Genomic DNA, 14,575 nt, shown 5'->3' with positions numbered 1-14,575 from the left:
CGAGCTGGGTCTCAGAGCGCGCGGGCGATCTTCCACGCCGAGTGGACGGCGCCCTGGATGTAGCCGACCTCGGCGGCATCGCCGGCGACCTCGACGTCGACCCCACGCGCCCGGAGCTGCTCGGCCAGCGGCGCGCCCGAGCTGACCTCGGAGGCGACGACCACCAGGTCGGCGGCGGCGGACTTCCGCTGACCGTCGGCGTCGAGATAGCGGACGAGCGCGGGCGTGATCTCCTCGACCGTGGCGGAGCGCTCCACGCGTACGCCGTGCTCGGTCGCGCGACGTACGGCGTGCCAGCGGCGGGGCAGCGCCATCGGCAGACCGAGCTGCGCGCCGGCCTCCAGCACGGTCACCGACTTGCCGCGCTCGGCGAAGAACTCGGCCAGCTCCAGGCCGACCAGCGAGCCGCCGATGACGATCACGTCCTGGCCCACCGGGAGGAACGTCCTGGTCGCCCGGCGGATCAGCTCGGGGTGCCGGGTCACGCCGGTCAGGCGCCCGGCGCGGGCGGCCCAGCGCATGACCCGCGCCGTACCGGACCCGCCCGACGGGCCGGCGTCGCCGACCCCCGTCATCAGCGCGCGCAGGGTGTCGCCGGTCTGCACGTGCGGCAGGTCGGCGCCGGGTACGGCGGGCAGGCCGCGGTGCGCGCCGGTCGCGAGGACGACGGTGCTCGGCCGCAACGCCAGGATCGAGTCCACGGTGGCCTTCTGCCCGAGCTGCACCACGACCCCGAGGCGCTCCAGCTCGTGCTGCTGCCAGTCCAGCAGCGGTCCGTTGGGCGGCGTCGTGAGCTGGGAGAACCACGCCGAGCCGCCGAGGCGGTCGCCGGACTCGACCAGCGTCACCCGGTGCCCGCGCTCGCGCGCGACGCGAGCCGTCTCCATGCCGGCCGGTCCCCCGCCGACCACCACGACGTGCCGCGGCGAGAGCACCGGCAGGAAGGTCGCCGCGCCCTCGTCGCCCAGCGCCGGGTTGACCGCGCACAGAGGCGTGTCGTCCCAGAAGTTCTGCTCGACGCACACGTAGCAGTTGATGCACGGCCGCACCGACTTACGGCGTCCGGCGCTTAGCTTGTTCACCAGCTCGGGCTCGGCGAGCAGCTGTCGCCCCATCGCGACGAAGTCGGCCTCCCCGGCGGCGATCATCTCCTCGCCGACCTCGGGCAGCACCCGACCCACCGCGATGACCGGGATGCTCACGGCCGCCTTCACCTGACGGGCGTAGTCGCGGTACGCGCCGACCTCGTTGGGGAGCGGCCCCTTCAGGAAGTCGGCGAACGGGTTGCGGCCCCAGCCCGTCACGTGGATCGCGTCGGCGCCGGCCGCCTCGAAGAGCCGCGCCGCCTGGACCGTCTCAGCGGTGGTGAGCGCGCCCTCCTCGCCGTACTCCTCCCCCGCGACCCGGACCAGCAGAGCAAGCCGGTCGCCGACGGTACGGCGTACCGCGGCGATGACCTCGCACGCCAGCCGGGCGCGGTTCTCCAGGGATCCGCCCCACGCGTCGGTACGACGGTTGTCGGCCCTGCTCAGGAAGCCGCCGAGCAGGTAGCCGTGCGCGCAGTGGATCTCCATCGCGTCCGCGCCCGCCTCCATCACCCGCCGGGCCGCCTCGGCGAACTGGTCGATCACCCAGGCGATGTCCTCCTCCGTCGCCTCGCGGTACGTCGTGGGCCGGCCCTTCGTGACCGAGCCCATCTTCATCAGCTCGTCGGGGGTGTTGTCGCGCAGCGAGCTGAGGTCGCGCGGCTCGTCGGGCACGGACGGCACCAGCATCGGGCGGTCGTTCGCGGTGTCGATCCGCGCGACCTTCCCGTGGTGCGTGGCCTGCACGCACAGCAGCGAGCCCGCGTCGTGCACGGCGTCCGCGAGCGCCTTCAGCCCGGGGATGAACCGGTCGTCGGAGAGCCCGGGCTCCTTCATGCTGGTCGCGCCGACCGGGAAGGCCACCGCGGACGCCGAGGTGATGATCATCCCGGTGCCGCCCGCGGCGCGGGCGACGTAGTGCGCGATGTCCGCCTCGACGATCTCGCCGTCGTGGCACACGTTCATGTCCATCGCCGGCATCAGGACCCGGTTCGGCAGCGTGATCGGGCCGATCCGGCCGGGAGCGAGCAGGTGGGAGAAGGTCTGTCCGGTTCGCCGCGTGCGCATTCGTCGCACGCTAGGTGGCGCCCGCGCGCCCCACGGTCGGGTCTCCCGACCACCGGGACGCGCGCACGACGCCGTCTCTCGAGCCGCCGGGTTTCGAGGCTCAGGACTTCGTCCTTCGCACCTCAACCAGCGTCGACTGACGCTGGTTGAGGTGCGAGCGAAGCGAGCCTCGAAACCCGGCGAGTGGAGCGGCGGCAGTGGTTGGGAGCGTTGTCGTCGTGCGCGGTTCCGAGGCTCCCGCGATCCGGGGGTGCCGTGTGGGAGGCTTCCGGGCGCCCGAGGACCCACGAGGAAGCGAACCCTTGCCCGCACGCACCACCGCCCTGATCGTCTCGCTGGTCCTCTCGCTGGCCGTCGCCCTCTCGTCCTGCGCCGGGTACGGCGTCGTCACGACGGGCGATCCGACGCCGAGCGTCCCGGCCCCGCCGTACGCCACCGGCACGGCGATGGAGGCCCTCGACGCGCTGGCGGTCAAGGGCCGGGCGCCGCGGACCGGGTACGACCGCGAGAAGTTCGGCCAGGCGTGGACCGACGACGTCGACGAGCTCTACGGGCACAACGGCTGCGACACGCGCAACGACATCCTCGGTCGCGACCTCGTCCGGACCACCCGCAAGCCGGGCACCCGCGACTGCGTCGTCCTCACCGGCACCTTCCCCGATCCGTACGGCGGCCGGGAGATCGCGTTCACCCGCGGCCAGAGCACCAGCATCGCGGTCCAGATCGACCACGTCGTCGCGCTCTCCGACGCCTGGCAGAGCGGCGCGCAGTCCTGGGACGCCGAGCGGCGTACCCGCTTCGCCAACGACCCGCTCAACCTGCTGGCCTCCGCCGGACCGCTGAACGCGGCCAAGCGCGACTCGGACGCCGCGACCTGGCTGCCGCCGTACCGGCCCTTCCGGTGCGAGTACGTCGCGCGCCAGGTGGCGGTCAAGGCGCGGTACGGGCTGTGGGTCAAGCCCGCCGAGCGGGACGCGATGGCGCGGGTCCTGGGCGGCTGCCCGGACCAGCCGCTGCCCGGCGCGGCGGACGCCGGCCGGCCCACCGCGACCGCTGCGATGATTCCGGTGGCTCCGGCCGGTCAGTCCGGTCGAGAGATCCCCGTCCCGTGAAGGAGCGACGACCGTGACCCAGCTGGTCCGCGTGCACAACTTCGGCGTCTCGAGCGACGGCTACGCCGCCGGCGTCGGCCAGAGCCTGGAACGTCCCTTCGGGGACGCCGACCCGATGGCGTTCATGGCCTGGGCCGGGGCGACCGACAGCTGGCCGAACCGGACCGAGCCCGGGGGCAGCCGCGGCCTGGACGACTACCTGGTGCGCGACTTCCACCGCAACATCGGCGCCGAGATCATGGGCCGCAACAAGTTCGGCCCGGTCCGTGGACCCTGGCCCGACGAGGAGTGGCGCGGCTGGTGGGGCGAGGAGCCGCCGTTCCACACGCCGGTCTTCGTGATGACCCACCACCCGCGTCCGTCGTTCACGCTGTCCGACACGACCTTCCACTTCGTCTCCGGCACTCCCGAGCAGGTGCTCGAGCGCGCCCTGGAGGCCGCCGACGGCAAGGACGTCCGACTCGGCGGCGGTGCCGACACGATCCGGCAGTTCCTCGACGCCGGACTCATCGACACCCTGCACGTCGCCGTCGCCCCCGTGGAGCTCGGCGCCGGCTCGCGGCTGTGGACCTCGCCCGACGAGCTGCTGGACCGCTACCAGCGCGACGTCGTCCCTAGCCCGAGCGGCGTGGTGCACCACCTGTTCTGGCGGGCGTGAACAAGGACCCTCGACGGAAGGGGGGACCGCCTCCGCCGAGGGCCGACCGGGTCGGGCTCGGCCTCGCGCGCGGTCGGGCCCTGCGGCCATGGTCGCGCGCGAACGCCTCGGAGTCGACCCCCGTTACTCAGTCCTGACCAGGCCAGCCGGTGTAGGCCTCGGCGAGGTACGTCGACCCGGCGGTCGAGCCGGTCACCGCGGCGAGCTCGCCCTCCTGGCGGCGTACGTCGAACGGCGTCGCGTCGGGCAGCGTGTGCAGCATCGTGGTCATCCAGTAGGAGAAGTGCTGCGCCTTCCAGACCCGGGCCAGCGCGCGCTCGCCGTACGTCGCGAGCGGGTCGGTGCTGCCCGTGGCGACGGCACGCTCCAGCTCCTCGGCGAGCACCCGGACGTCGGCGAGCGCGAGGTTGAGGCCCTTGGCCCCGGTCGGCGGCACGGTGTGCGCGGCGTCGCCGGCGAGCACCAGGCGGCCGTGATGCATCGGCTCCTGGACGAAGCTGCGGAACGGCAGCACCGAGCGCGAGGTGATCGGCCCCTCCTTCAGCGTGTAGCCGTTGGCGCCGACCCGGGCCTGCAGCTCCTCCCAGATCCGGTCGTCGGACCAGTCGGCGACGTCGTCGGCCGGGTCGCACTGGAAGTACATCCGCTGCAGGCTCTCGGTGCGCTGGCTGATCAGCGCGAAGCCGTGTGGCGAGTGGTTGTAGATCAGCTCGGGCGCACTCATCGGCGCCTCGACGAGGATCCCGAACCAGGCGAAGGGGTACTCGCGGAAGTACTGCCGCCGCTCGGCCTCCGGGACCTGGCGGCGGCACACGCTCCGCGAGCCGTCGGCACCGACCAGGAAGTCGGCGCGGACCTCGTGGCGCTCCCCCGCCTCGTCGGTGAAGCGGAGCACCGGCGTGCTGTCGAGCAGGTCGTCGACCTCGACGTCGGTGACCCCGAAGCGGACGTCGCCGCCGTCGCGGGCGCGTGCGTCGGCGAGGTCGACGAACACGTCGGTCTGCGGGTAGAGCTGGGCCGCCGCCCCGACGAGTCCCGCGAAGTCGATGCGGTGGCCCCCGCCGCCGAACGCCAGCTCGATGCCCTCGTGCCGGTAGCCGTCGCGGTGCACCCGGTCCGAGACGCCCGTGTCGACCAAGAGGTCGACCGAGCCCTGCTCGAGGATGCCGGCCCGGTGGGTCTCCTCGATCTCGCGCCGCGAGCGCAGGTCGACCGCGATCGAGTCGATGCCGGCCCGGGCCAGGAGGTGGGAGAGCATGAGCCCGGCCGGGCCGGCACCGACGATGGCGACCTGCGTGCGGTGAGACGTGGGAGGCATTCCGGGATTGTGGGTCGGCGGTCGTGCCGATCACCACGCCCGACTTCCACCCACCGGAAGCAGGGTCAGCGGAGCCGGATCGCCTTCGCCCGGGAGGCGGACGCCTTCACCCGGGCGGATCCGGCGTACTTGGCGACCAGCTGGTGCCTGCCGGGACGCAGCCGCGGCAGCTTGACGACCGCCCGGCCGCGCTTCAGCACGCCCCGGGCGACCGGCTTGCCCTTGTCGAGCACGACCACGCGCCCGGTGGCGGCGACCGAGCTGCTCACCTTCACCGTGGCCCGGATCCGGCGACCCTTCAGGACCTGGAAGGTGGCCGTCGTCCGTGATCCGACCTTCCCGGGCTGACCGGGCTGACCGGGACCACCCGGGTTGCTCGCGCCCGCGGTGAAGATCGGGACGTACGGCGTGACGAAGTACTTGTCGCCGCCGTGGCCGCTGACCGTGAAGCCGACCTGGAAGTGGTCGCCGGACTCGGCGAGCGGGCACGGGCCGTCCCCGTCCCGGCGCAGCCGGCACTCCGGCGCCCGGGTCGCGTTGCCCTTCATCGCGCGGGTGGCGCGCACCGGGAACTGGAACTCGAAGATGCCGCCCTGCCGGACCTCGAACGGGTCGCCGTTCTCGTCGCCGATCAGCACGCCCTCGGGGACCTCGTCGTAGGTGAACGGGCGCACGCGCATGTCCTGCGCCTCGCCCTCCGCCTGGACGTCCCACTTGTAGTCGCCGTCGGCGAACTCGAGGCCCTTCGGGAGCACCAGCTTGGGGATGATCGTCACGCCGCCGCTGCACGGCATGCCGACGAGGCCGGCATACCCGCGGACGTAGAAGGTCTGGCCAACCTTGGGGACCTGGCCGGTCGGCGAGAGCCAGCCCACGTTGGCGGAGACGCCGGTGTTCGGCCGCTCCAGCTGGCAGTCCATGATCGTGTCGGCGTCGTACTTGCCGTCCTGCCACTCGGGGGCGGCGGAGGCGACGGGGGTCGTGGCCGCCGACAGCCCGCCGCCGGCGAGCAGGATCGCGAGCAGCGACAGCGCGAGGCGCCTCATCGGGTCACCTCCGGCAGCGAGACCCAGGCGTCCCAGGACAGGTCGCGGCCGACGTACCGCGGGCTGGCCAGCGGCCAGTCCTGGGCGATCCAGCGGGGCACGAACTCGTCGAGCTCGCGCTCGAGCTCGGTGCCGACGAGCCGGTCCACGACCCACCACGACACCTCGGCGTCCGCCCCCAGTCGCTCGGGCGGGTCGACGTACAAGCAGCCGAGCAGGACGGTCTCGTCGGCGTCGAAGAGGGCGTAGTTGAAGGACTCGTGGGCCGCGATCTCGGCCTCGTGGCGGGCCAGGTCGGCGAGGTCCTGGTCCCGGGTCAGGTCGGCCGGCGGCCAGCCCCAGGCGGCGCCGTAGATCGACCACAGCCGATCGCGGGAGCCGACGACCGCGGGCAGGTCGAGGTCGACGTCGTTCGCCCGGATCGGGCGCAGGTGGTGCCCGCCGGACAGCGGGACATGGGTGGGGTGGGCCCAGTCGGCTGGGAGCCAGGGCGCTGTTCTCTCGGTCATGGAGCCACCCTCGGCCGCCGCCCTTGCAGGTCGCCTGTGGTCGGCTTGGGGGCGCTTGTGGGGCGGCTGCGGGTTCATCACGGTATGCAGACGAGCCGGCACCTCCCACGGTGGGTACGCCGTGGGAAGCGACAACTGGTCGACATACCGTGATGAGCCTGGGGCAGCCGGGCGACCACCCCCTCAGCTCACCGGCGGACCCGCACCACCACCCGGGTGCTGCTGGGCAGGACGTCGACCGAGCCGCGGTAGTGGACCCGCACCCGGACCTTCCCGAGCGGCAGCCGAGCGGAGCGGACCCGCACCTTGGCGGCCGCGCCGGTCACCCGCGCGACGCCGACCCGGCGGCCCCCGACGGTCAGGACCACGCGGCCCGTGGGCGTCAGGCCGGTGGCCCGGACCCGCGTCGTGACGACGAGCGGCTGCCCGCGCCGGACGGCCTTGCGGGCGCCGGCCCGCGTCCGGGAGGTCGCCCGGAGGACCCGGACCGGCTTGCTCGCCTGGCTGGTGCGGACCCGGGCGTCGCCGGCGTACACGGCGCGCAGGGCGCGCACCCCGACCGGCAGCTCGCGGGAGGCGACCCGGAACGTCGTACGGCCGGCCGCCAGCGTCGACGACGCCAGCCGACGGCTGTCCGCCCACAGCTCCACCCGGCCGGTCGGCGTGGCACCGGAGGCGTCCACCCGGACCCCCACGGACAGCGGCTCGCCCTTGCGGACCGAGGCCGGAGCGGTCACCGAGGTGGTCGAGTCCACCACGCCCGGCGCCGGCTCGTCGGCGACGAACGACCACGCGCCCGACCCGACCCGGTACGACGTGCGGCCGTCCGTGGTGTCGAGCGGCTCGGCACCGGCCGGGGCCGTGACGACCTGGCCCTCGGCGTGCGGCACCGAGACCGTGGCCGTGGCGCCGGCGGGCACCTCCACGTCGAGCGCGAACCGCTCGCCCTGCAGCGTCCAGCTCGACGACACCCGGCCGAGCGGGGTCCGCACGGAGCCCTCCGCGCGGGTGAGCCCGCCCACCGTGGCCGGCGCGATCGAGATCGTGCGGTAGCCCGGCGCGGTGGGCGTGATCCCGGCGAGGTCCTCGAAGAACCAGTCCTCGATCGTCCCCAGGAAGTAGTGGTTGCGCGACCGGTAGTCGTCCCACGCCTCCCAGGTGCTCGTCGAGCCCTCCGCCGACTCGAACCAGCGGCCCCAGCTCGGGTAGTCGGTCTGGGTCGCCACGCGGTAGGCGAGGTCGCCGTGGCCGTACTCGGTGAGCAGCGGGAGCAGGTACTTCGTCCCGAGGACGCCGGTCCACAGGTGGTCGTCCCGGTTCTCGCTGATGTCGCGGGCCAGGTTGTCCGCCACCCGCTGCTCGTCGCCGTCCGGCACCAGGCCGAACTGCAGCGCCAGCACGTTGTGGGTCTGCCGGTAGCCGGCCTGGGCGTCCCGGTAGACCCCCTCCTCGGCGTCGTAGTAGGTCGCGTTGAAGGCGGTCCGGATCCGCGCCGCCTCGGCGCGCATCTCCTCGGCGTCCGCGGGACGGTCCAGGAGGTCGGCCATCCGGGCCGCGACCTGGCTCATCTCGTAGACGTACGCCGTCGCCGAGACCCGCATGTCCTCGGGCGGGTTGCCGACCTGGTCGGGCGACATGTAGTCGCCGAGGCCCGTCGAGGAGATGTGCCCCACCGCCGTGCGGTGCTCCAGCCGGAGGTAGTCGACGATGCCCTCGTAGTGCCGCTCGACGACCCGCCGGTCACCGGTCTCCTCGTAGACCCACCACGGGATGAGCACGTACGCCGCGTGCCAGGTCGGCGACTGCATGTTGACGCCCCAGTCCCAGCTCGGGTCGGGGGCGATCAGCGCCGGCCGGCCGTCCTCGTGCCGCGAGTCGCTGACGTCGTCGAGCCACTTGGTCATCAGGGTGTGGCTGTCGAAGTTGCGCAGGAACATCTGCGCCCCCAGCTGGGCGTCGCCCGTCCAGCCGTTCTTCTCGTACGTCGGGGTGTCGGTCGGGATGTGGTGCAGGTTGTTGAGCATCGTGACCACCGCCCCCTGGTGGATGCGGTCGAACAGCGGCTCGGAGCTGGCGAACGTCGAGGTCGTCCCGACGTCGGTGTGCACCAGCCGGGCCTCGATGTCGTCGACGGTCGGGGCCTCGCCCGGCCAGCCGGTGATCTCCACGAACCGGAAGCCCTTGTAGGAGAACTTCGGCTCCCAGGTCTCGCCGCCGGGACGCCCGGCCAGGATGTAGCGGTCGGTCTGGAAGTCACCGCCGGTGAAGCCTGTGGAGCTGTTCACGCGCCCGTCCTCGAGCAGCCGCTCGCCGTAGCGGAGCTGGACCTCGTCGCCCGCCGTACCGGTCACGCGGATGCGCGCCCATCCGGCCACCTGCCGCGGGAAGGCCGCGACGAAGACGCCGGGAGCCGGCTCCGTGATCGCCGTGGGCGCCAGGGTCTCGGTGACCCGGATCGGCGGCTGGGTCCGGGCGACGAGGTCGCCGACCGGGCCGGCGACCGCGCCGGGACGGTCCCAGCCGCTGTCGTCGTACCCGGCCTCGTCGGCGCCGACCGGCTCGCGTCGGGCGTCGTAGAAGTCGCCCTCGTAGAGCGAGTCGTACGTCGTCGCGCCGGTGGTCACCCGCCACTGGGCGGGGTTCGTGCCGATCTCCTCGACCCGGCCGTCGGCGTACGTGACGCGCAGCAGGGCGCGGACGGCGGGGTCGTCCTGGTGCCACGGCGCCCGGTCCCAGCCCCAGGAGTTCGAGGTCGTCATCGAGTAGAAGCCGCGGCCGAGCTCGAAGGTGAGGGCGTTGGCCCCCTCCGCGACCTGGTCGGTCACGTCGTGGGTGACGTAGTGGACCGTCTCCTCGTAGTCGGTGTTGCTGACCGAGAGCACCTCGTCGGCGACGGGGGCGCCGTTCAGGCGGGCGTCGACCAGGCCGGCGCCGGCGACGTACAGCCGGGCACTCGTGACGCCCGCATCGACGTCGAACTGGCGGCGCAGCACCGGTGCGGCGGTGCGCTCGACCACGACGACGTTGGAGCCCCAGTCACCCGAGCCGTACGCCGCGTGCACGACGGCCGGGGTCCAGTCGCTGTCGTCGAGGCCAGGGGACTGCCAGCCCTCGGGGGCGGACTTGCTGCTGCGCCACGACGCGTCGGTCGGCACGAGCGACACGTGGCCGTCGTCGTAGGTCAGCCGGACGTAGCCCAGCAGACCGGCGGGCGAGTCGCCACCGTGGGCGAACTGCCGGTTGACGGCCTCCACGGCGACGGTGTTCCGGCCGGGCTCCAGGTTCGGCAGCGGGACGACCTCGGCCTGCCGCCAGGCCTCCGGGGAGTTGGCCGAACGGCCGACCATCTCGCCGTTGACGTACGCGGTGAAACGATCGTCCGCCGTCATCACCAGCACCGCCTCGGTGAGGGTGCGCTCCGCGTCGACCTCGACGTCCCGACGGAAGTGCCGGGTGCCCTCGGGGGCCTTGGGCGCCATGCCGTCGGCGTACCAGATCCACGACGCCTCCGAGAGGGACGCCTGCAGGTCGGTGCTCGGCGGCAGGGTCACGCCGTTGCCCCACGGCCCGGACCCGTACGTCGCGTGCTCGCGGACCGGCGTCCAGGCGGAGTCGTCGTACCCGGACGTCGCCCAGCCGGCCGGCCCGGTCGCCGACGACCGCCAGCCCGCGTCGCCCGCGGTACGACGGACGACCGAGGTGCCGTCGGTGTGGCGGATGCGGATCTTGGCGAGCACCCCGGCCGGTGACGGGACCTGGTTGCCAACGGCCTCCCACGAGTTGCGGGCCTCGACGGCCAGGACGTCGTCCTCGCCCGTGAGCGGGACCTCGAAGCGCTGCGCACCCATCCAGGTGTGCGCGGCGTCGGGGCTCGCGCCGACGAGGTCGCCGTTGACGAACAGCCGGTAGCCGTCGTCCGCGGTGATGACGACCTGTGCCGACTCGGCGGTGCGGCCCTCCTCGGGCGCGAGGTCCACGCGGAAGAAGCGCTGACCGGCGGGTGCGGTCGGTGCGCTCACGGACTCGGGGTGCCACACCCAGCGGGCGCCGCCGAGGTCGAGCGGCTCCTCGTCGTCCGCCACGGGGGTGGAGAGCCACTGCGAGTCGGACCAGCCGTCCGGACCCAGCCCCGTCTCGAACCAGGACGGCTCGCTCCACGTCCCGGCCGACCCGGCCTCCGTGCGCACCTGGACCGCCCAGTGATAGCGGGTCGACGGCTCGAGCTCCGGGCCGTCGTACGCGATCTCGGTGGAGGCCTCCGAGGCGACCGGGCCGCTGTCCCAGACGTCGCCCTCACCGGACGCGGCGGCGCCGGCGGAGGTCGCGACCACGAGGCGGTAGCCGACCTGGGCCACCCCGCGGGCGGCGGTCTGCGTCGCCCAGGAGAAACGCGGCCGCGGCACGTCGATCCCGAGTGGCCGGACCGTGTGCTCGACACGCAGGTCGGCGATGGTGATGGATCCGGCCGCCGTACCGACGGCGGGTGTCGGGTCGTCCAGCGGTGCCGCCGTGGCGGGGGCGCCGGCTGGCCAGAGCAGGGCGAGGGTCAGGACCGGGGCAAGGAGCGTCGATGTGCGCGTCACAGGGGAACCGTTCTCGTGAGGAGAGTGAATCGATTCAAGCCGAGAGAGTGACGGACGTTACAAGGAGACGTCTTTAGACGGCAAGAGTGGTCTCGGCCTCCGGGGTGGTGGGGGCCGGAACCGGCCAGGGTGGGGCCGGCCGCGCCGCAGGTTCATCACGGTATGCAGACGAGCCGGCACCTCCCACGGTGGGTACGCCGTGGGAAGCGACAACTGGTCGACATACCGTGATGAACCTGCGACGACCGGGACGACCGGCCCTACCCCCTCAGAGCGCGAGCGCCACCACGTCGTCCAGCGAGAGCTCCTGCCCCTCACGCACCGCGGCGTCGTACGCCGCGTCGCCGAGCCCGGCGCGGGCCTGCTCGAAGGCGCCGGCCAGCAGCGCCTCGTCGGGCTTGTAGTAGCCGTAGACGTTGGCGCCGACGGTCGCGCGCAGCCGGGCGGCGGCGCCCTGGAGGACGGCGACCCGGTGGTGGGCGCCGTCGAGCGATTCGACGACGGCGAGGGTCTCGAGGAAGTAGGCGAGGTTGGCCATGTCGCCGGTGTCGATGCTGAGCCGGACGCCCTCCTCCACCTGGCGGCGAGCCGTGGCGGGGTCGCCGACGGAGAGTGCGATCTGGGCGGCGGTGAACAGCGTGATGTAGACGGCGAGGGGGTCGCGGCGCTCGCGGGCGGCGTCCAGCGCGAGCTCGACCTGGCTGCTCGCCCGGGCGGTGTCGCCCTGCAGCAGCGAGACGGTGCCGAGCCACACCTGGCTGAGCGTCCACATCCACTCGCGGCCGGACCCGACCTCCTCGCAGAGCGCGATGGTCTTCTCGAAGGCACTCGCGGCACCGTCGAGGTCGCCCTCGCCCAGCGCCACCAACCCCATCCCGCCGCGGTTGTGAGCCCGGCCCACGCCGTCTCCGGAGCTCTCACCCAGCCGGTCCCCCGCCGTCCACGCCTCACGGGCGGCGCGGAGGTCGCCCTGGGCGAACGTCATCGCCCCCTGCACCGCGAGCACCCGGGTGCGCACCTCGTCGGTGATCTCGCCGGCGAGGATGGCGCCGCTGAGCCGTCGCCCCTCGAGCAGCGCACCCCTCAGCCACCAGAACAGCCACAGGTCCCAGGCCAGCCAGCCGGACAGGTCGGCGTCGCCGTCGGCGAGGCCGCTCTCCATCGCGGCCACGAAGTTGGCGTGCTCGCGCCCGGTCACCGCGAGCGCGGCGATCGTGCCCGGTCCGCGGTACGACGGCTCGAGCTGGCCGGCCAGCGCCCGGAAGTGCGCCCGGTGGGCGGCCCGGGCCGCGAGCCGCTCCTCGCCGAGGAGCAGCGCGTCGGCGTACTGCGCGATGGGCTCGAGCATCCGGAACCGCGCGACGTCGGGATGGTCGGCGTCGGGCAGCACCAGCGAGTGCTCGACGAGCGCCTCGAGCGTGCTCAGCGCGGGCAGGTCCCCCGCGACGCCCTCCGCGGCCTCGAGCGTGAAACCGCCGGAGAACACCGACAGCCGGCGGAAGAGCTGCTGCTCCCCCGGCGCCAGCAGGTCGTAGCTCCAGGTGATCGCCGCCCGCATCGTGCGCTGGCGACGGGGCAGGTCGCGGGCGCCGTCGGCCGCCATCACCTGGTCGAGCCGCGCGAGCATCGTCGCCGGAGGCATCAGCCGCACCCGCGCCGCCGCGAGCTCGATGGCCAGCGGCAGGCCGGCGAGCCGCCGGCAGATCGCGCCGATCGCCGCCGCGTTGGCCGCGTCCAGCCCGTCGAGCCGGTAGCCCGCCACCGCCGACGCCGCGCGCTCGACGAACAGGGCGACCGCCGCCGAGCGGGCCAGGACCACCGGGTCGGACTCGTCGGGGTCGGGCAGCGGCAGCGGCGGCACCTGGTACTGCACCTCGCCCCGGACCCGGAGCACCGTGCGGCTGGTGACCAGCACGGTGAGCTCGGGACAGGAGGCGACCAGCCGGCTCAGCGACGCGGCGGCGGGCAGCAGGTGCTCGAGGTTGTCGAGGACCAGGAGCAGCTCGCGTGAGCGGAGGTGCTCGGTCACGGCCGCACCGGCGTCGACGGCCTCGACGCCCGCGAGCCCGAGGGCTCGCGCCACCTCCGGCAGCACCGAGTCGGGCTCGCCGACCGGCGCGAGCGACACGACCACGACGCCGTCACGGTAGGAGCTCCGGCTGGCCTGGGCGACCGCGAACGCCAGCCGGGTCTTGCCCACGCCGCCGAGCCCGGTGAGCGTCACCAGGCGCTGGCTGGAGCCCTCCAGCAGCGACCGGACGTAGTCGACCTCCTGCTCGCGCCCGAGCAGCGGGCTGCTGGGCGGCACCACGTCGGAGCGCAGGTCCGGCGGCGCCTGGACGTCGGCCACGGGCGGCGTCGCCCGAACGGCCACGGCCGGCGCCGGGACCGACGAGGCCTCCGGCACCACCAGCAGCTCCTGGTCCTGCTCCAGGATCCGCTGGTGCAGCCGGCGCAGCTGCGGCCCCGGGTCCAGGCCGAGCTCGTCGGCGAGCTGCCGGCGTACGTCGTCGTACTGCGCGAGCGCGTCGCTCTGCCGGCCGCTGCGGTAGAGCGCGAGGATCAGGTGGCCGCGCAGCGACTCGCGCAGCGGGTGCTCGGCGACGAGCGCGGGCAGCTGCTGGGTGACCTCCTCGTGGCGGCCGAGCGCCAGGTCGAGATCCGCCGCGAGCTCGAGCGCGGCGAGCCGCTGGCCGTCGAGCCGGGCCGCGTCGGCCTGCGCGAACGGCTGGGCGATGTCGGCGTACGCCGGCCCGCGCCACAGCTCGAGCCCGCGGCCGACCTGCTCGCGCGCAGACACCAGCTCGCCCGCCGTACGTCCGGCTCGCGCGGCGGCGAGCAGGTCGAGGAAGGTCGTGGCGTCCAGGCCGCCGGGCGGTACGTCGAGCCGGTAGCCCGGCGGGACGGTGGCCACCTCGACGTCGGTCCCGCTCTCGCGCAGCCTTCCGCGCAGCCGGGAGATCACGCCGTGCAGGTTGGTCAGGTTGCCGCCTCGACCCGCGTCGCCCCACACCCGGTCGAGGATCGCGTCGGTCGAGACGACCCGCCCCGCGTCGACCACGAGCGCGGCCAGCACCTCCCGGTGCCGGGGCGACCCCAGCTCGACGGGAGCGCCGTCCCCGAGGACCTCCAGCGGGCCGAGCACCTTGATCATCGCGCGTCAGCCTAGGACCTCGGCCGCCCCGTCAACCCGGTT

General features: G+C 73.8%; 8 protein-coding genes. 2 read left to right on the top strand and 6 right to left on the bottom strand.

The window, feature by feature from the left end; genetic code table 11:
- Positions 1 to 11: 11 nt before the first annotated feature.
- Positions 12 to 2,153, bottom strand: coding sequence for an FAD-dependent oxidoreductase (locus VMF51_RS24965; RefSeq protein ID WP_325477199.1), 2,142 nt, complete (start codon positions 2,151 to 2,153; stop codon positions 12 to 14).
- Between the two features lie 302 nt (positions 2,154 to 2,455).
- On the opposite strand from VMF51_RS24965, the gene VMF51_RS24960 reads away from it, so the two are divergent.
- Positions 2,456 to 3,265: an HNH endonuclease family protein gene (locus VMF51_RS24960; RefSeq protein WP_325477198.1), complete on the top strand. Its 810-nt coding sequence runs from the start codon at positions 2,456 to 2,458 to the stop codon at positions 3,263 to 3,265.
- 13 nt (positions 3,266 to 3,278) lie between these two features.
- Entirely contained in the window at positions 3,279 to 3,923 is a 645-nt protein-coding gene (locus tag VMF51_RS24955) for a dihydrofolate reductase family protein (RefSeq protein WP_325477197.1), read from the top strand.
- 127 nt (positions 3,924 to 4,050) lie between these two features.
- Here the strand turns inward: VMF51_RS24955 and VMF51_RS24950 are convergent, their stop codons facing one another.
- From VMF51_RS24950 to VMF51_RS24930, 5 genes are all read right to left on the bottom strand, one after another.
- Positions 4,051 to 5,241 carry a 4-hydroxybenzoate 3-monooxygenase gene (locus VMF51_RS24950; RefSeq protein ID WP_325477196.1) on the bottom strand — a complete coding sequence of 397 codons (1,191 nt, stop codon included), beginning with the start codon at positions 5,239 to 5,241 and terminating at the stop codon, positions 4,051 to 4,053.
- Positions 5,242 to 5,306: 65 nt separating this feature from the next.
- Positions 5,307 to 6,287, bottom strand: coding sequence for an Ig-like domain-containing protein (locus VMF51_RS24945; RefSeq protein WP_325477195.1), 981 nt, complete (start codon positions 6,285 to 6,287; stop codon positions 5,307 to 5,309).
- Positions 6,284 to 6,796, bottom strand: coding sequence for a hypothetical protein (locus VMF51_RS24940; protein WP_325477194.1), 513 nt, complete (start codon positions 6,794 to 6,796; stop codon positions 6,284 to 6,286). The genes VMF51_RS24945 and VMF51_RS24940 overlap by 4 nt, the downstream gene beginning before the upstream one ends.
- A gap of 188 nt (positions 6,797 to 6,984) precedes the next feature.
- The gene (locus VMF51_RS24935; RefSeq protein WP_325477193.1) at positions 6,985 to 11,379 is read right to left on the bottom strand and encodes a family 78 glycoside hydrolase catalytic domain; all 4,395 of its coding nucleotides are present in this window, start codon (positions 11,377 to 11,379) and stop codon (positions 6,985 to 6,987) included.
- Between the two features lie 268 nt (positions 11,380 to 11,647).
- Complete coding sequence (locus tag VMF51_RS24930) at positions 11,648 to 14,533, bottom strand: AfsR/SARP family transcriptional regulator (protein WP_325477192.1); 2,886 nt, start codon at positions 14,531 to 14,533, stop codon at positions 11,648 to 11,650.
- Positions 14,534 to 14,575: the final 42 nt, after the last annotated feature.

It is taken from the genome of Nocardioides sp., assembly GCF_035503875.1.
Classification (GTDB): domain Bacteria; phylum Actinomycetota; class Actinomycetes; order Propionibacteriales; family Nocardioidaceae; genus Nocardioides.
This window is presented reverse-complemented; position numbering and strand designations above follow the sequence as displayed.

Coding starts and splice junctions, on each gene's coding strand:
- VMF51_RS24930 (WP_325477192.1), bottom strand. CDS start 14,533: ATGATCAAGGTGCTCGGCCCGCTGGAGGTCCTCGGGGACGGCGCTCCC.
- VMF51_RS24965 (WP_325477199.1), bottom strand. CDS start 2,153: ATGCGCACGCGGCGAACCGGACAGACCTTCTCCCACCTGCTCGCTCCC.
- VMF51_RS24940 (WP_325477194.1), bottom strand. CDS start 6,796: ATGACCGAGAGAACAGCGCCCTGGCTCCCAGCCGACTGGGCCCACCCC.
- VMF51_RS24945 (WP_325477195.1), bottom strand. CDS start 6,287: ATGAGGCGCCTCGCGCTGTCGCTGCTCGCGATCCTGCTCGCCGGCGGC.
- VMF51_RS24950 (WP_325477196.1), bottom strand. CDS start 5,241: ATGCCTCCCACGTCTCACCGCACGCAGGTCGCCATCGTCGGTGCCGGC.